Annotated in this window: 15 protein-coding genes and 1 pseudogene; 3 read left to right on the top strand and 13 right to left on the bottom strand. The window is 33.4% G+C overall.

Features of this window, described 5'->3' with window-relative positions; genetic code table 11:
- Nucleotides 1-4: 4 nt before the first annotated feature.
- Together menC and BR72_RS10120 are read right to left on the bottom strand one after the other, a co-directional pair.
- A complete protein-coding gene (gene menC, locus BR72_RS10125) occupies nt 5-1,111 on the bottom strand; it encodes an o-succinylbenzoate synthase (protein ID WP_035432583.1) in 1,107 nt (368 codons plus the stop codon).
- On the bottom strand, nt 1,112-2,557 hold the full coding sequence (locus tag BR72_RS10120) for an o-succinylbenzoate--CoA ligase (protein ID WP_035432581.1): 1,446 nt from the start codon (nt 2,555-2,557) through the stop codon (nt 1,112-1,114).
- A gap of 901 nt (nt 2,558-3,458) precedes the next feature.
- Here BR72_RS10120 and BR72_RS10115 point away from each other — a divergent pair.
- The 3 genes from BR72_RS10115 to BR72_RS10105 all read left to right on the top strand — a co-directional run bounded on the left by BR72_RS10115 (nt 3,459) and on the right by BR72_RS10105 (nt 8,963).
- On the top strand, nt 3,459-6,047 hold the full coding sequence (locus tag BR72_RS10115) for a SpaA isopeptide-forming pilin-related protein (RefSeq protein ID WP_051957285.1): 2,589 nt from the start codon (nt 3,459-3,461) through the stop codon (nt 6,045-6,047).
- Between the two features lie 270 nt (nt 6,048-6,317).
- Nucleotides 6,318-6,812 (top strand): CcdC protein domain-containing protein, encoded by a 495-nt coding sequence (locus tag BR72_RS10110; RefSeq protein WP_035432579.1) that lies wholly within the window; start codon nt 6,318-6,320, stop codon nt 6,810-6,812.
- Nucleotides 6,813-7,088: 276 nt separating this feature from the next.
- Nucleotides 7,089-8,963 (top strand): thioester domain-containing protein, encoded by a 1,875-nt coding sequence (locus BR72_RS10105; RefSeq protein ID WP_035432577.1) that lies wholly within the window; start codon nt 7,089-7,091, stop codon nt 8,961-8,963.
- Between the two features lie 594 nt (nt 8,964-9,557).
- On the opposite strand, the pseudogene BR72_RS10100 reads toward BR72_RS10105, so the two are convergent.
- The 11 genes and pseudogenes from BR72_RS10100 to BR72_RS26380 all read right to left on the bottom strand — a co-directional run.
- Nucleotides 9,558-10,346 (bottom strand): annotated as a pseudogene (locus tag BR72_RS10100) (hypothetical protein); the annotation flags it as partial.
- Nucleotides 10,347-10,622: 276 nt separating this feature from the next.
- On the bottom strand, nt 10,623-11,465 hold the full coding sequence (locus BR72_RS10095; protein WP_035432575.1) for a hypothetical protein: 843 nt from the start codon (nt 11,463-11,465) through the stop codon (nt 10,623-10,625).
- A gap of 311 nt (nt 11,466-11,776) precedes the next feature.
- A complete protein-coding gene (locus BR72_RS10090; protein WP_231559701.1) occupies nt 11,777-12,052 on the bottom strand; it encodes a hypothetical protein in 276 nt (91 codons plus the stop codon).
- 300 nt (nt 12,053-12,352) lie between these two features.
- Nucleotides 12,353-12,835 (bottom strand): hypothetical protein, encoded by a 483-nt coding sequence (locus BR72_RS10085; protein WP_035432574.1) that lies wholly within the window; start codon nt 12,833-12,835, stop codon nt 12,353-12,355.
- A gap of 115 nt (nt 12,836-12,950) precedes the next feature.
- Nucleotides 12,951-13,421: a hypothetical protein gene (locus BR72_RS10080; protein ID WP_051957284.1), complete on the bottom strand. Its 471-nt coding sequence runs from the start codon at nt 13,419-13,421 to the stop codon at nt 12,951-12,953.
- 653 nt (nt 13,422-14,074) lie between these two features.
- Nucleotides 14,075-14,524: an SUKH-3 domain-containing protein gene (locus BR72_RS10075; RefSeq protein ID WP_035432572.1), complete on the bottom strand. Its 450-nt coding sequence runs from the start codon at nt 14,522-14,524 to the stop codon at nt 14,075-14,077.
- Nucleotides 14,525-14,969: 445 nt separating this feature from the next.
- Nucleotides 14,970-15,386 carry a hypothetical protein gene (locus BR72_RS10070; RefSeq protein WP_035432569.1) on the bottom strand — a complete coding sequence of 139 codons (417 nt, stop codon included), beginning with the start codon at nt 15,384-15,386 and terminating at the stop codon, nt 14,970-14,972.
- Nucleotides 15,387-15,516: 130 nt separating this feature from the next.
- Nucleotides 15,517-15,981 (bottom strand): SUKH-3 domain-containing protein, encoded by a 465-nt coding sequence (locus BR72_RS10065; RefSeq protein WP_035432567.1) that lies wholly within the window; start codon nt 15,979-15,981, stop codon nt 15,517-15,519.
- Between the two features lie 102 nt (nt 15,982-16,083).
- Entirely contained in the window at nt 16,084-16,596 is a 513-nt protein-coding gene (locus BR72_RS10060; protein WP_197059938.1) for an Imm6 family immunity protein, read from the bottom strand.
- A 96-nt stretch (nt 16,597-16,692) separates the two neighbouring features.
- Complete coding sequence (locus tag BR72_RS10055; RefSeq protein WP_035432562.1) at nt 16,693-17,061, bottom strand: hypothetical protein; 369 nt, start codon at nt 17,059-17,061, stop codon at nt 16,693-16,695.
- A gap of 22 nt (nt 17,062-17,083) precedes the next feature.
- Nucleotides 17,084-17,257: a hypothetical protein gene (locus tag BR72_RS26380; RefSeq protein WP_156107932.1), complete on the bottom strand. Its 174-nt coding sequence runs from the start codon at nt 17,255-17,257 to the stop codon at nt 17,084-17,086.
- Nucleotides 17,258-17,322 lie beyond the last annotated feature (65 nt).

Genomic DNA, 17,322 nt, shown 5'->3' with positions numbered 1-17,322 from the left:
CTGTTCACCTCTCACATACAATGCATTGCTTCGTTATTTCTTCTAGTCTTGCCCGGTTTATGTTATAACCAAACCCAGCTTGCTTAGGAACTATGACTTTTCCATGTTGTAATGTGACTTCCGGCGAGATAATATCTTGCTCCCAATGCCTGCTAGAAGCGGAAATATCACCGGGTATTGTAAAATTCGGAAGTGATGCGAGCGCGATATTTTGTGCCCTGGATATCCCCATTTCCACCATACCTCCGCACCAAACAGGAATGCGATGCTGCTGACAATAATCATGAATACGAATGGATTCTGTTAACCCGCCAACTCGTCCAGGTTTAATGTTAATGATGCGGCAGCTCCCAAGTCTTATCGCCATCCTTGCATCTTCTAAACTATGAATGCTTTCATCTAAGCAAATGCTTGTTTCCATTTGCTGCTGCAAATGAGCATGATCAAGAAAATCGTTATCTGCTAACGGCTGTTCAATCATCATTAACTGAAATTCGTCCAACCTTTGTAACTGCTTCACATCCGCCAATGTATAGGCAGAATTGGCATCTGCCATCAATGGAATCGTCGGAAACGCTTTGCGAATTTCGTGAAGCAAAGCATAGTCATTATCTGGTTTGATTTTCACTTTAAACCGTTTATATCCTTCTTCAGCATATGTTTCAATTCGTGTTAACATATTAGGAATGGTATCCAGACCGATCACGACACCAACTTCAATCTCCTCTTTTACACCGCCAAGTAGCGCAGCAAGCGATTGATTCTCACGCCTTGCATACAAATCCCATAATGCGGCCTCGATTCCTGCTTTTGCCATATTATTGCGCTTTATATGCTGAAAAAGAGACATAACATCAGAAGGATGAGAAAGCTTCTGCTCAAATAGTACCGGCAACAAAAAGTCTTGCAGCATATGAAACGCCGTTACGACTGTTTCTTCTGTATACCACGGTTCTGAAAAAGCAACCACTTCGCCAAAGCCGCTTCGCCCTTCTTCATCTATCAATTCAATCACAATACTTTCGCGCTTTTCATACGTCCCGTAACTTGCAGCAAACGGAATAACGAGCGGCATTTTTGTTACATAAAGAATCGCCTTTTTTATATACATTTACATTTCCTCCGCCAACTGTCGCAGTTCACGGCGCAATAATTTCTTGGAGGCACCCCGCGGCATATCAGAAAGAAAATGAACCGCTTTTGGCACTTTATACCGTGCAAGTTTCTCCGCGCAAAAAGCAAGCAATTCCTCTGCCGCTACATCTGTTGATTTCACAACAAATGCAACAGGAACTTGGCCCCATCTCTCATCACCCACTCCAACAACTCCCGCTTCCAAAACAGCAGGATGGGCTAGCAAGACTTCCTCAATTTGCGCTGGATATATGTTCTCTCCGCCGGAAATAATTAAATCACTGCGGCGATCTAGCACATAAAGAAAACCATCTTCATCTAAGTAACCAATATCCCCAGTATGTAACCAGCCATCATGAATACTCGCTTTCGTCGCCTCTTCACGTTTAAAATAACCACTCGTTACATTCGGCCCCTTCACAACAATTTCCCCGGCCGTTCCTACACTAACTTCCCTTCCATCTTGCTCAATACGAATATGACAAGGAAATAACGGTTTTCCAGCTGAACCAACTTTCGTTAACATATAATCAGCGGCCAACGTACAAATTTGCGAAGACGTCTCCGTCATACCATACGTTTGATACACTGGAAGCCCTTTTGTAACGCACGTTTCCAAAAGCGGTCTTGGAGCTGGCCCTCCGCCAAGCAATACGCAGCGAAGAGACGTCGGATACGTATCTTCTTGCAGCCGTTCTAACAAGTCTGTCAGCATTTTAGATACAACAGAAATCATCGTTACGCCTCTCGTTTGCAGCGCTTCATGAATAAAATCCGGATCATACTTCGGAACAAGTAACACCCTCATACCGTACATCATATTTTTCATTAACAGTGATAACCCGCCCACATGAAAAAGCGGTAAACATGCTAGCCAGCAATCATCATCACGAAGCCCTAAATTTAGCGAAGAACCAACTGCACTCCACCAATGATTCCCGTACGTAATCATCACGCCTTTTGGTTTTCCTGTCGTACCTGACGTATAAATAATCGTCATCGTCTCTTCTAACGCAAACTCACTTTGCACAGTTGCTTTTTCTTTCGGCAATTCTACAAGATCTGTAAATAAGTATACAGGCACCTCTGCTCCCTCAAACTCTTCATCTGTAAGCAAACAAGACACCTCTGCGTCCTCCATTTGCCAAAGTAGCTCTTCTCTTGAAAGACGTGTATTCAGCAACACAGCGACTGCCCCTACATAAGAAAGAGCATGAATCACGATCACCATCTCCATACTATTTTTCATCAGAACAGCCACTTTTGTCCCCTTTTTCACTTGCAAATAAGCAAGATGTTCACACATTGAAAGAACCTCTTCATGAAGTTGTAAAAACGTATACGTACGATCCTTCATTTCAATTGCGGTGCGATCCGGCGTTAAAAAAGCACGTTGCATAAGCCAATTCGGCATTGTTTCCATATCATGTTCTCCTTTCAAAGAATAGAAAGCTAACATATAGCTCTAATCCTTTTCCTTTACGTATAACTAGCGTTACTTTCATATTATCTATCTCTTACTCCTATAGCAAATACTAGCTCTTTGCCTAATTGTGTTCCATTCTTCTGAAGCATATTTATCATTCATAAAACATCTATATTCTTTACATGATGATTACATTAAGCCCACCTGCAAATAACAATATTTACCACAAAAACAAAATGAATAAAATTTCATTTTTCTATACAATTTTATTTTTCACTAAACAACCGTAATGTAAATTTTCGGAAAAATGACAATATTTTATTCAAAAACATCTATTCTTTTTCTACAATAGCATTTATAATAAAATATGTAATTTTACATATACATATTTTTCTATTTGCTTGTAAAGATACACTTTTATGTACCAACAGTTCTCTTTATAAACAAATACACAAAGTTTAACTTTATTCAAAAGGATGCAACTTATAATGCTATTTTAATTATTATTAACAACTGCATCTTAAATTTTCGCAAAAATGACAATTATTTAGTCAAAAAATATCTATCCTTTTTCTACAATAGCATTTATAATAAAATATGTAATTCTGCATATACATATTTTCCTATTTACTTGTAAAGTTTTACTTTTATGTACAAACAGTTCTCTGTATAAATAAATACACAAAGTTTAACTTTATTCAAGAAGATGCAACTTATCATACTAGTTTAATTTTTATCAAATACTTGCATCTTAAATTTTCAAAAAAATGACAAAATTAACCCGAAATATCTATTCTTTTTTTTTGTAATATCATTTACAATAGGGTTAAATTATTACAAATTTTCAAATTATTAAATCTTTTTCATAAAACTTTGATAAATGGTGGTGGATGAAGAAATGAAACAAAAAATGTTAGCAAAATGGATCTCTATGTTAAGTGTGCTTATTATATTGTTAGGAGTTTCTGTTCCACAAGCAAAAGCTGAAGTTGTACATAAAGAAAAATATCAAATAAAGTGGAGTTATAGTAAATCAAAAAATCGAGAAATTATAGCGGGAATGCTTAAAGGAGCATCAGGGAGTATCCAATATTGTTTATCACTAAACCTACCTTCTCCTAATGGACAGGATTTACCTGAAATGGGGAGAGCAACCGACGCGGTATATCGTGTACTACTAAACGGATATCCACAAAAAAGTCCAGCCGAATTAGGTGTATCTACACCAGAAGAAGCATATTACGCAACACAATTAGCGGTATGGATTACTCTTGGACAATTACAAATAGATGAATTAGTACCACAAAATCAACAGGTACATACTCTTATGCAACAGTTAGTCGAAAAATCTAAGAATGGGAAAGAATCCCAAGACGTATTTTTCAATGTAACTTCTCCTGATTCACAAAACGTAAAACAAAATGGAGACTATTTAGAAACAGATTTATATACAATTCAAACAAATGCTGTTTCTGGAACATATACAATTGAAGGTGAAAATGCACCTGCAGGAATTCAACTCTTAAATGAAAACGGGGAAAAGAAAACTACATTTTCTATTAATGAAAAATTCAAGATTTTGATTCCTAAAAATACAGCTAGCGGAGACTTTAAGTTCAAAATAAAATCAACACTAACAAATTTACAGGCAATTACTCTTGATGGAAAACGACGTATCCAAAATACAGCTACATTATTAGAAAGAAGTAAAGAAGAAATAAGTACAGAATTAGTAGTAAAATGGGAAACACTAGGATCTTTAAAAGTTATGAAATTCGACGAAAATAAACAACCTTTACAAGGTGCTGTATTTGAAGTGTCCAATGAAAAAGGTGATATCAAAACAAATATTACCTCTGATCATACAGGCGTTGCGGAATTACATCAACTTCCTATCGGTACTTACAACGTAAAAGAAATTCAAGCTCCAGAAGGATATGTACTAGATCCTACAGTTAAAAAAGTTGATGTACAAACAAATGAAAGCGTTTTATTAGGGGTGGAAAATAAACAAATGCAAGGTGAACTAGAAATCTCAAAAGTGGACTTTGCAGATCACAATAAGAAGCTTTCAAATGCTGAATTTACTATATACAATAAACAAGGTAATGAAGTTTCTAAAGGTAAAACAGATGTAAACGGTGTTATCACATTCAAACTACCTTACGGAACATATACATATAAAGAAACATTAGCTCCAGAAGGATACATACTCAGTAACGATACTTTCTCTTTTGAAATAAAAGAAGATGGTCAAATTATTAAACATACAGTGGAAAATAAAGAGACACCAGTACCTGAGACACAAAAAGAAGAGCTAGGATCTTTAAAAATTATGAAATTTGATGAAAATAAACTGCCTTTACAAGGTGCTGTGTTTGAAGTGTCCAATGAAAAAGGTGATATCAAAACAAATATTACCTCTGATCATACAGGCGTTGCTGAATTACATCAACTTCCTATCGGCACTTACAGCGTAAAAGAAATTCAAGCTCCAGAGGGATATGTACTAGATCCTACAATTAAAAAGGTTAACGTACAAGTGAATGAAAGCGCTTTATTAGAAGTGGAAAATAAAAAGAAACCAGTACCTGAAGTACCAAAAGAAATGCTAGGATCTTTAAAAATTATGAAGTTCGATGAAAATAAACAACCTTTACAAGGTGCTGTGTTTGAAGTGTCCAATGAAAAAGGTGATATCAAAACAAATATTATCTCTGATCATACAGGCGTTGCTGAATTACATCAACTTCCTATCGGCACTTACAGCGTAAAAGAAATTCAAGCTCCAGAGGGATATGTACTAGATCCTACAGTTAAAAAAGTGAATGTAAAAACAAATGAAAGCGCTTTATTAGAAGTGGAAAATAAACAGATGCAAGGTGAACTAGAAATCTCAAAAGTGGACTTTGCAGATCACGATAAGATGCTTTCAAATGCTGAATTTACTATATACAATAAACAAGGTAATGAAGTCGCTAAAGGTAAAACAGATGCAAACGGTGTTATCGCATTCAAACTACCTTATGGAACATATACATATAAAGAAACATTAGCTCCAGAAGGATACATACTTAGCGAAAATACTGTCTCTTTTGAAATAAATGAAGATGGGCAAATTGTTAAACATATAGTGGAAAATCAGAAGAAACCAATATCCGAAGTACCAGATCCATCAGAAACTTTGGAATACGAAATTACAGTAGACCCACAGCTTGTAGCGAAAACTGTGAGTACAATACAATCAGAAACTCTAGTTAAGAAAATTACAGCAGACCCACAGCCTGTAGCGAAAACTGTAAGTACAATAAAACAAAAGCAAGCAAAAACTCTGGTTAAGAAAATTACAGCAGACCCACAGCATATAGAGAAAACTGTGAGTAAGAACACAAAATCTCTACCATCTACTGGATCAAAGTTCCCATTCTTACCTCTTTTAGGAATTGGACTTATCATTGCTGGAGGTTACACATTAAAAATGAGATAATAAATATATTTTTTTTAACAAAGTGAGAAAAGCACCTTATTTAAGGTGCTTTTTCTGAATCTTTCGAAAATATTAAGCCGAATTTTATGGAACTTCGCTACATTACTTAAATACTTCTATTTTTGGACAGTAAGACCTCCACTGATAGAAGTTCACTTTATTGGTATCCATCATAACTTCAAAATGTTCCAATTAAAACGAATACTAGTGCTCAACCATTTGTAATTCCCATATAAATAATTGAAGCACACTATGTATAGAGGTGAAATTATGAATCCTTCTTCATTTTACTCGATTGTGATTATAGTTGCTGCGTTAGTCTTATGGCGCAGAACTAGGGCCATGTATCGTCCGATTAAAGGAAACGGAATCCGTCTTCTCATACCCATATTATTTCTACTATTACCTAGTATTCCCATAATCCTGAATCCAAATGTACATGCTGCTGCCTGGTGGTGGATTTGTGCAGCTATCTTGGGGGGCCTTTTGTCAATTCCACTTATTTGGACCACTAACTATGAACTCCGATCCGATCAGCATATTTATGCTGTAAGAAACAAGAGCTTTATCATCACCTTTCTCATCGTATTTATTATCCGATTTTTACTTCGTGATTATTTAAAATGGCTAGGTCCAGAAACAGAAGCAGCATTATTTATAACTGTAGCGCTGGGATATATTTTACCTTGGAGGATTATTTCTTTCATCAAATTTCGTCAATTATACAAAAGCCGAATCCAAACTAACGACAACATTGACCTCTGATCACACTGGTTATGTGAACGGAAAGTTCCTTCGGTTCTTCTGAAGGAACTTTTAAAGATTCTGTGATGCATTGGTTTTATGTTAACAAAAGGTGCTTTCATATACTGAAAACACTTTTTTAACAGAATACTAGGGTCATCTTCACGACATTTTCCTATTTCAGAAAATTACAAAAACTTACAAAAAAACCACCTATTCTCTTTTCCGAACAACAAGTACAATAAAAGTATAAGATTTTCTATCCATAAAATTTGATAAATGGTGGTGGAGAATGAAATGAAACAAAAAATGTTAGCAAAATGGGTTTGCATGTTCAGTGTGCTTATTATGTTGCTAGGAGTTTCTGTTCCACAAGTCAAGGCCGAAGTTATTCATCGGGAAAACTATCAAATGAATTGGAGTTATAGTAAATCAACAGGCAAAGAAGTTAAAGCGGCATTATTCAAAACTGGATCAGGAAATGTCGCCTATTGTTTAATACTAGGCTTACGTACCCCTAACGGTGAGGATTTACCAGAAATGGGGAACGCAAGTGATCCAGTATATCGTATACTCTTACACGGATATCCACAAAAAAGTCTTGCCGAATTAGGTGTATCTACCATCGCAGAAGCACATTACGCCACCCAATTAGCGATATGGATTGCTATGGGACAATTACAAGTAGATGATCTAGTACCCCAAAATCAAAACGTACATACTCTTATGAAACAATTAGTCGAAAAATCTAAAGATGAGTCAGAAACACAAAAGATTGTTTTTAATGTAACCCCCGCTGATTCCCAAACCGCAAAACAACATGGAGACTATTTAGAAACAGGTCTATATACCATTCAAACAAACGCAATTTCTGGAACATATACAGTTCAAACTGAAAATGCACCTCAAGGAACCCAAATCTTAAATGAAAAGGGGCAACAGAAAACTACATTTTCTATCAATGAAAAATTTAAAATTTTGATTCCTAAAAATACACCTAGTGGAGCTTTCAAATTCAAATTAAAATCAACATTAACGAATTTACAAGCAATTGCCTTTGATGGAGGAAAAATTGTTCAAAATATAGGCGTATTACTACAAAGAAATAGCGAAAACATGAGTACAGATTTAGTCGTAAATTGGGAAACACTAGGATCTTTACAAATTATGAAATTAGGAGAAAAGAAACAACCTTTAAAAGGTGCTGTATTTGAAGTTTCAAGTGAAAAAAGTGATATCAAAAAAAATATCACTACAAATGAGCAAGGCATCGCTGAATTGCATCAACTTCCGATTGGAACTTACATCGTAAAAGAAATTCAAGCGCCTGATGGCTATATATTAGATAATACAGCTAAAAAAATTGAAATAAAAACAGGTGAAACTGCTTTATTAGAAGTTAGAAATGAAAATATACAAGGACAACTAGAAGTATCAAAAGTCGACAGTGCAGATAACAATAAGAAACTTCCAAATGCTGAGTTCACGATCTATGATATACAAGGAAAAGAAGTGGCAAAAGGGAAAACCGATAAAAACGGTACTGCCACATTTAAACTTCCTTATGGCAAATATACCTACAAAGAAACTTTAGCTCCTGATGGCTATGTTATTAACGAGGAAACTTTCTCTTTTGAGATTAAAGAAGATGGGCAAATTATTAAACATACAGTAAACGATAAAAAGATTTCTGGAGAATTCATTATCTCAAAAGTTGACAGTGCAAATAACGACACGAAACTTCCGAATGCTGAGTTCACGATCTATGATATGCAAGGAAAAGAAGTGGCAAAAGGGAAAACCGATAAAAACGGTACTGCCACATTTAAACTTCCTTACGGCAAATACACCTTTAAAGAAACCTTAGCTCCTGATGGCTATGTCATTAACGATGAAACCTTCTCTTTTGAAATTAAAGAAGATGGGCAAATTATTAAACATACAGTGAAGAATCAGAAAAAGCAAACATCAGGAACACCAGGGACACCAAATCAACCACAAACTCCAAATAATGAAATTTCAACAAATACGCAACAATTTATAGATAAACCTATAAGTAAGAATAGAAGGTACCTCCCATCTACCGGAATGCAATTTCCGTCCTTACTTCTTTTTGGAATCGGATTTATTATTGCAGGAGGTTATCTGTTAAAAATGAGACAAAAAGTGTAATAGAAACTATGATACTATATAAAAAACAAAAGAAGATCATCAACGATATAGTAGTTGATGATCTTCTTTTCTCTTTCAATGGACTTTTTTAATGCCCTCAGATTTATCCCGCTATTCGTGGGCAGTAAGACCCACACTGATGGAAGTTTCACTTTATTAAGATGCTTTTAATCAAACTTTATTTCAAAGCAACAGTTTTATTTTTCGTATAGCCTTCATTATTAAGCAACTTTATTACCTCTACACATATTACTCGTTATAGTCGTACTTAGGATTTACTTCAATTTTCCCCTTGTATTTAATGACTTCGAATATGTCTCCCATTTCTGCTTTCTTAAACGTTCTGTCTCCTACGTATATCTCTTCCAGTTTTCCGTCTACCATGATTCTAAGACAGTTTTTCCTAAAGATTGTATCTTGGTATATTGTTTTATTTATCATGACCGCTTGTTTATGTTCACCGTTTCTAAGTAGTTGTCGGTCTATTAGCCCTTGACCTACAGTGGGAACAATGATTAAAAGAATGAATAACATTATGTATATATGTTTCTTGCTTTTCTTTTTGGTTTTTCTTTGCATACTCTCCACTGATATATTTTTCTTCTTCTTTTTCTTTTCCCTCTTTTTATACAACTTTAGCCTTTCCTGTCTTCTTTTTTCATGCTCTTCCCATGTAATATTGAATGATGGGAATTTGAATCGACAATATGCCAATAAGACAAATTCTGCCGATTCAATAGCAAATATATATAATATTATTGTTTGTATAACATAAAACTCCATGTTATCAAATGCATAATTAATGTTTATAAAAATTAATACAAGTAGAACCACTACATAGATTATCATGCCAGTCCATAAATATGATGTCGCTTTAGTAAAAAACGAGACAGCCCCTCCTTCCAACTTATATCCTCCATGTTTTGCCCGTTTAAAAACATCAATTGTTTCTACAATGTGAATACATATTGCCCCCAATAGTATTAAACCAATATAACCCAGTGTCTTATTGTTATATGGAAAATCAAATATTCCTCCAACCACCATAACCATAAATGGTAAGGTTGCTATCTGAAAAGAATAAAATAACATCACGATGGCTTGGAGTTTCTGTAATTTAAAAGCAACCTTCGGAGACATGTATAGCATTAAAAAAACGAATTCCAAAACGTATAAATTTAGCTCAGTTAGTAGAACTTTCTTCTCAAAAGGGCTTAAAAAAATCTTATCACCACTCAGCAAAAAACCTAAAAACACAATAAACATCGGTATAGAAGTATATATAAAAACCCCCAAAAAAAAGATTTGTACATTATCAGGACGAAATCGATTTCTATTTGCTATTTCGAAAAAATCTAAATCCTCTTCCTTCATTTTTAACATCCATTTACTACCTACTTTCTAATTTTGAGTGTTATTAATTTAATTTTAAAGTACAGTTAAAGCATATAAATCCATTTTATTTTTTCAACATATAAGTAGCTGCTGTGCAGAACAAAATATAAACTACACTTACCTACCTTTTCGAAACAATTATAACAAATACAACTATTATTAATTTTCTAAATCTGATAAACAAGAAAATAGATACTCACATGAGTACCTATTTTTGTGGCTATTTACCTTACATATAAAAAATTGTTCAACTTTCTTATCATCCTATTTACTAGGAAGTTGCGCCAGACGATCCTTATAATTTTTAGATAATAAAATGTTTAGAAGGCCTATCATATTATTTGTCTCTTGTCGCGCCTCCTCATATGCTTGGGAAAAGGCTGTTTTATTCTCTTTAGGGTTCTCTATGTTTGCTAACTTACTCCAACTTTTTTTCAGTTTGTCATTCTTTTGAAATAGCCCTTGGTCTACTTCACCTTGGGCGACAGGAGCCATATAATCAAACTCTCCACCTTTTCGAAGGTATGTAAGTGCCTCTGTAATCTCAGCGGTATTTGAGAAATCTCCCTTTCTCGCAGGAGTTTCCAGCACACGAAATACAGGAAGTGATGCATATACTACTTTTACAAGTGCTCTTTCTAAATTTGTTATTTCATCCCATGATTTATATTGAAAAGAAGAATCTTGTTGCACGGTTATAAATGCATATCCTTCTTTCACCAAATTTGATGATAAATTTTCAAGTGGTTCTTCTGTACGAATGTTAATAACCAAATCACCATAATTAGATATATCAGTCGTTCGATTATTTTCACTTGTAACACGGCGAATCGGATGATCAGTGTACAGTATGTAACCACGTTTATCAATATGTTGCTGGAGTTCTTCTACTGTTGTTTGTATACCAATTTGTCCTTCTTCTTTCTTTTGTACATTTTGTTTTTCTTTTTCTGTAGTGACTTTCTCTGTTTTATCAGATGCCACATGTTCTTTTTGAGACTCTTCTTTCTTCTCTACTGACTTTACTACTTCTTTTTCCTTACAAGCAGATAATGTAAATAACGAAGCTGCTAGCATTGCGCTTACTATTGTTTTTTTATAATTCATACAAATCCCCCCCTATCATTATACATAACTAACAAAAAGAGGGTAATGTTCTTTTGGAAATTGGACTTATCATTGCAGGGGATTATGTGTTACAGATGAAGCAAAAATATAAAAGAAAACACGCCTTGAATAAAGACGCGTTTTCTTTTATTCCCAACCCTTGTCTTGAGCTGGTTTATTAAATGACAAAATAACTGTTTATCATCATTCTAAGTTCTACCAATTAACTTCTGACCCCCTGGCACTTCTCTCCTTTAAATTTCCATTCAAATAAGTAGAGTAGTCAAAAGTACATCTTTAGAAAGCCATCCTTATTTTTCACCTGGATTATGGAATGGAAAAATATTATGTAATTCAAGTAACGACCGCCCTGTACGTTCTATGCTGAATGACTTCTCATTATGAGATTTACTGAATTCCTCTAACCTCCAAACCGGTAGTTCCTCTCCCTCGTTAGGTAAATCATAATCTCCACCACATGGATCAGATAAACGATAAAGAACTGCGTTAATAGCTGATCTAGCAATCCAATAAGCAAACACTCCTATTTGTTCTGGCGAAATCCCTGCATCTATCATTTCTCTCATAATCACATCGTCCAGATCCGGGTCCTTATTTTTATTGGCACGTTCAATAGAATGTTGAACCATCAATAAATAAGCATTTACAGCGTTAAAGGCATCTCATCTTATATATCAATGTCCATTAAACTACTCTCAATAATATATATTGCTAGACACACTTCTCTTATCTTCCAATGAATCACTCTTCAATTCCATAGACACTAAGGAAAATGACTTCGAAATACCGAAGTCATCTTTTTCATACATATTCTCAAAGTTCTTTTTATTAATCTATTTCTTTCATAAGATACAATTAAATATAATCTATTCTAAAAGGTTCTTTAAATAACTTCTTATATCCTTTTGTTCAATTCTAGTAAATTCTTCATCCATATCCCGGAATTTTAAGATAGGCTCCTTAATTTCTATTAGGGCATCTACTTCATCTATTGGAACCTCTTTTTTAAAAACAAACTGTTCCATCTTTTCAAATCCATAATTTCTAGCTTCTTTCTCATCATTGGTACCTAGCGAAATTTTATTTATTTCTAGTAAAAACTTACCTATTGCCCATGGAACAAATTCTTTTTCTTTATATATTACCTTGTATTTCAATTTATAAGCCATCTCTACTTCATTAATATCAACCTCTTTTATATATATCACTTTTGAAACGAATCCTTGTTCAAATTTTAATTCTTTAAATCCATATTTTATAGATTCATTTGAATTACTTATAAGCTTCAGTTTATTATCCGATACATTTAATCTATACAAATTATTTTTATAAATAGTATAGTCACTCATACTTTATTATATCTCCCTCTTAATTAGCCATAACCCATCCAAGTTTTGTTGCTACATTACCAGTTTTTGAATCAATATAACTCTCCTCTAACAATTGCATGTTCTTTTTCATTTATTATTCCCTCCAATACGCTACACTACTAGGTATTACTTTGTCGCAACCATCTACCAAATATCCTTGCCATCCATCTGGAATATACTCTTCATATGAACCCGGTTCTGTGTAAAATGAATAAAATATATTTTTATCAAAATCAATACAAAATGTAGGTAAAATTTCACGAATATCATCTTCAGGTTGTTGTGTTAATCGAAATAGTTCATAATAATCTTTCAATTCATTATAACTCACCTTATACTTCTCTATTTTATTTTTGTATATACCGTACTGTTCTCTTGTCAAAATATCAAATCCAGTTCTTTCGTCTTCAAAGCTACTTACGTTATATCCACTCTTTTTAAATGCTTCTTCTAATTTTCTTAAATCAAGAATCCATAATTCCTTGTCTGAAACATAATATTCATATTCTTCATTGTCTTTGACCAAAATAACTATATTCTCATAACCTTCAGGTTGTAGATACATATAAGTACTCCCCTCATTCAATATTTTAGAATTATATACTAGTTCTTCAAAAAATTTATCCCGCATTAACGGGTAGTAAGACCTTCACCTCAAGAGTGGGAGAGAATCGAAGAAGATAGGTGGGGAATAACTGCCCGTAAAAACCTGATTGGTTCAACTAACCATCAGTGGGGGATGAAGCCCCCCACTGATGGAAGTTTCACTTTATTTTAAATTGGTGGAAGTTCAGATGAAATGCTAGTAAATTCTGGCCATGATTTGAACAACTATTTTAGGAGCTGTTAAATCTTGATTTAACGGTGATTTCCTATATCCATAACCATTTCATGAAACCAATTATCCACTTCGAATTCTATAATGTATCCGTCTCTCTTTCTAATGTCATTAAGGAAACATTGTGAACGCTTAGCTGTCATCAAACCTAAAATCAAATTAGAACCCTTAATTAATACATGTATCATTCCATCACCACTAATTTGTACTGAATGAACCTCTCAAAAAACTGCACCGGCTTTTTCTCAGGCGCTGGTGCAGTTTCTACAGGTATTTTCTTCTCAATATTCAGTGAAATATTTTCACTCCCCCCCCCTAATCACCACTTCATTACAATTATGTAGTAGATTAGGACATAATTTTACATTGAAAAATTATTATTACCCTTCAAATTTATCCCAAATCACTGTTCCTTTTCCAAGAATGATATGATCAAATGCCTCCAAAGCATTATCTCCTACCCATCCAGTTGATTTAAATAGTCTTCCTGATTCTGATATGTATAAGTTTAATCCGAAATCAGATAGTGAACCTATAGGAATAACTTTTTCATCAATATAATCCTCTAAACCAAAACACGTACTATTTAACACACCTATTACTCCCTTAATGCAAGTGGTATGTTTAGATATTTGCTTAGACCCATCTCGCCGAATCTTTTCAACATTGATTCGTAATTCTCCAAACTCCTCCATAAATTTTTTGGCACTTTCAAAAACTTCAAATCCTCTTTCTTCAAGAAACTTTACATTTTCTGATATGTCTATTTTTCTACCCTCATACCATCCCGCTTTTTTTAATTCTTCTATTGTCTTATTTGATATTTCCATTTTCATTCCTCCTAGTAATCAATGTTATAAAATCCTATAAACATTCTATTATAATTATTACAAGTTTCAGCAAAACCACCTCGTAAGTTTTCCTTTCTAATCATAAATTTATCATGGTGGTCGTAAACAAATTGTTGGAAATGAAGATATTAATCATGTTTTCCTTTAACTTCTCATACTCTATGTCTACCTTTTCCGTTTAACTTATTTTACCATTTCCCTTTCTTCTTTTGATTTTTGACATATAAAAGACTCATTCCTCTTCACCTTCAAGTTGGAATGAGCCTTTGAAATTTCATCAAGTATGTTTATCAGTTTTCTAACGTTTTGGTTGTTAATTGTATTTAAAAATCTACATTCTAAGATGTAAACGTTTTTTATCTTTGGAAAATATCCATTAGATCCGTTTAAACAAAATTCTTGAAGGACTCGACTGGCACACTCTTTAATCAATAGAAAAATTATATCTTTCCAGAATCTTATCTAGTAATGTATCCTTATTAGATATAACATTTTCGATTTTTTTATAAGGTGTATCACCGTACTCTTCTATAATTTGTTCATTCACGTCAAGCAAAACTTGTTTAACTTCTTGATGTATGTTTTCTAGGCATCTTATCACAATTGCGTAGTACCAATCTTTTTTATTAAATTTAATCAAAATAAGGCTTTTTGGTTCTTTAAGACTCTTTATTAAACGAATCATCTCTGTTTCAGATTCATAATCTTGTATGTACCCCAGCTTATTTTCTCTTGTTAAATCAACGGGAATTCCCATTATTTCGCCTATCCGCTCTACTAGTTCATCAGTATATTCGTTAGGAAATTCATATTCGTATTGCACTAAAGAATCTTGTTTCATATATCCTCTATCCTTAATAAAATTAATCTGTAATGATCCTAACATTTCTCAATTTATATATATACCCTAGAGCATTAGTTTATTTATGTTCTTGCAGCAAGTTTCAATTAATAACTTCTATTATATGTCATTACCAAAACGTTTTAGGTACCTTAGGAAGACATAAACACTCTAGCATCTCTTCTGTATGATCGCCAAATTTAACTAAACATCCATCAGTATATCCATAGTATTTTTCGCTCGGTGTAATTAATAAAATTAAATTGCCTCTATCTGTTTCTCCAACTGGAATTACTTTTTCTCTAATTTCATCATTATGCTCTTCTACTAAATCCTGAAAATATTCACCATCTAAACAATCTCCAACGGACCATTTAGGATTAAAGTGAATGTATTCTTCCATATCAAATGATGAATTAGGATCTTGAAAAGTAATTTCTAGCATTGCAAATTCAGTTAGAAATTTTTCTGCAGTTTCAAATAAATCAATTCCTCTTTCCTTAAATAAATCTTTTATATCTTGTATATCAATCTTTCTACCTTCATACCATCCCGCATTTGTTAGTTTTTCCATTGTAATATCCGATAATTTCATAAAACCACCCCTCTTATCCTGTGGCCTTCATCAATTCTTTAACTTCTTGCTTATATATTTCCTCTAATAAACCAATTTCATTTTCAATCCAGTACCGAATAATTAATTATCATCTACCATTTTCATTATTTCTTCTTTAGTAATGGCCCCACTTTCCCAAGCACTATCAACAAGATAATTTTCTAATAAATAGTTTCTTAACTTTTCGATACATTCAACATAAAAGAAACCGGTATCAGTTGTATGTTGAATTAAATCTTCAATTAATTCATCCTTAATTATCTCAATCGCTTGAGGTACATACTTTGCATTTTCATTTTTATATGCTTGCCAAATAGTATAGGAAACAGCATCTACGAGAGCATACCAGACTTCTGCCCTATTCATATCATCTTCATCTTCTGCAAATTCAGTTATATCATAACAATCTCTGCTATCAATTAATTCATATAAATCATCTGCCAATATACCTTTACACTCAACCCATTGCCAACACTTATCTAGTGCTTCTCTACCATACGTATATTTTTCATCATTTTTATTTATTTTTCGAAACATTTTTTCTGCTATTATCAAATAAATTGTTGTTCTTGCTTCAATTGTAATTTGTTTCATAAACTTTATCATGTATAGTCTTCACCACCCTGAATGGAGTCAATATAATTTAGCTATTATTATTGACAACTTTAATATTGTAATCAAAACTAAAAACTACCCAATTAAACTCCTTGCTTTTTCAAGCTCTTTTAAGATTTCTTCTTTTTCTGACTCCTTAAATCTAGAAATCTTCTCTTCTAAACCATACTCTATTAATTTAAAAAACTCTTTATATTTTAAACATGATATCTCTTCTGGATAACCAGAAAATTCCACACTTAATACAACTTCATCCATCTCACATCTTTCAGAATCACCGTCATCATAGGTACTGTAAGTAGCTATCATACAAACATCATCAAAAATAACTTCTTCTTTTGTTAAAATTACATTTATACATTTTATTATTCTTGATTTATTAATAAAAATCCCTCTAATAAAATTCTTATTCCATTCATCATTCATAATCTTTTTTTCGTTCATAAACATTCTCCTAACATATATCTTAATCAAAACTAATTACTGGCTGGAAGTTTGTAATTTCCTCATCCCTAAAATATCCTATAAACTTCATTCCGTTTGATGCTTCACCACAAGTTAAGTACCCATCTAAATATCCATATTCTGCGAAAGATTTTCGAGTTTCTCCTCTAACTATCTTTCCACATTTTGCACCCATTCTGTCAGCAAATCCTTCGCCTGTTTTAAATTATCATCACATCAATGGTTGCTAAAGAAAATAAA

The sequence above is a fragment of the Bacillus sp. UNC322MFChir4.1 genome, assembly GCF_000746135.1.
GTDB lineage: Bacteria > Bacillota > Bacilli > Bacillales > Bacillaceae_G > Bacillus_A.
Note: the sequence above shows the minus strand (reverse complement) of the source record. Positions and strands in the feature narration are given on the sequence as shown.

Bases quoted from the DNA above. Each gene is read 5' to 3' on its own strand.
- BR72_RS10090 (WP_231559701.1), bottom strand. From the start codon at position 12,052: ATGAGAGAAATGATAGATGCAGGGATTTCGCCAGAACAAATAGGAGTG.
- BR72_RS10075 (WP_035432572.1), bottom strand. From the start codon at position 14,524: ATGGAAATATCAAATAAGACAATAGAAGAATTAAAAAAAGCGGGATGG.
- BR72_RS10060 (WP_197059938.1), bottom strand. From the start codon at position 16,596: ATGAAACAAATTACAATTGAAGCAAGAACAACAATTTATTTGATAATA.
- BR72_RS10085 (WP_035432574.1), bottom strand. From the start codon at position 12,835: ATGAGTGACTATACTATTTATAAAAATAATTTGTATAGATTAAATGTA.
- BR72_RS10120 (WP_035432581.1), bottom strand. From the start codon at position 2,557: ATGGAAACAATGCCGAATTGGCTTATGCAACGTGCTTTTTTAACGCCG.
- BR72_RS10070 (WP_035432569.1), bottom strand. From the start codon at position 15,386: ATGAAACAAGATTCTTTAGTGCAATACGAATATGAATTTCCTAACGAA.
- BR72_RS10095 (WP_035432575.1), bottom strand. From the start codon at position 11,465: ATGAATTATAAAAAAACAATAGTAAGCGCAATGCTAGCAGCTTCGTTA.
- BR72_RS10065 (WP_035432567.1), bottom strand. From the start codon at position 15,981: ATGAAATTATCGGATATTACAATGGAAAAACTAACAAATGCGGGATGG.
- BR72_RS10105 (WP_035432577.1), top strand. From the start codon at position 7,089: ATGAAACAAAAAATGTTAGCAAAATGGGTTTGCATGTTCAGTGTGCTT.
- menC (WP_035432583.1), bottom strand. From the start codon at position 1,111: ATGTATATAAAAAAGGCGATTCTTTATGTAACAAAAATGCCGCTCGTT.
- BR72_RS26380 (WP_156107932.1), bottom strand. From the start codon at position 17,257: ATGGGTGCAAAATGTGGAAAGATAGTTAGAGGAGAAACTCGAAAATCT.
- BR72_RS10110 (WP_035432579.1), top strand. From the start codon at position 6,318: ATGAATCCTTCTTCATTTTACTCGATTGTGATTATAGTTGCTGCGTTA.
- BR72_RS10055 (WP_035432562.1), bottom strand. From the start codon at position 17,061: ATGAACGAAAAAAAGATTATGAATGATGAATGGAATAAGAATTTTATT.
- BR72_RS10115 (WP_051957285.1), top strand. From the start codon at position 3,459: ATGAAACAAAAAATGTTAGCAAAATGGATCTCTATGTTAAGTGTGCTT.
- BR72_RS10080 (WP_051957284.1), bottom strand. From the start codon at position 13,421: ATGTATCTACAACCTGAAGGTTATGAGAATATAGTTATTTTGGTCAAA.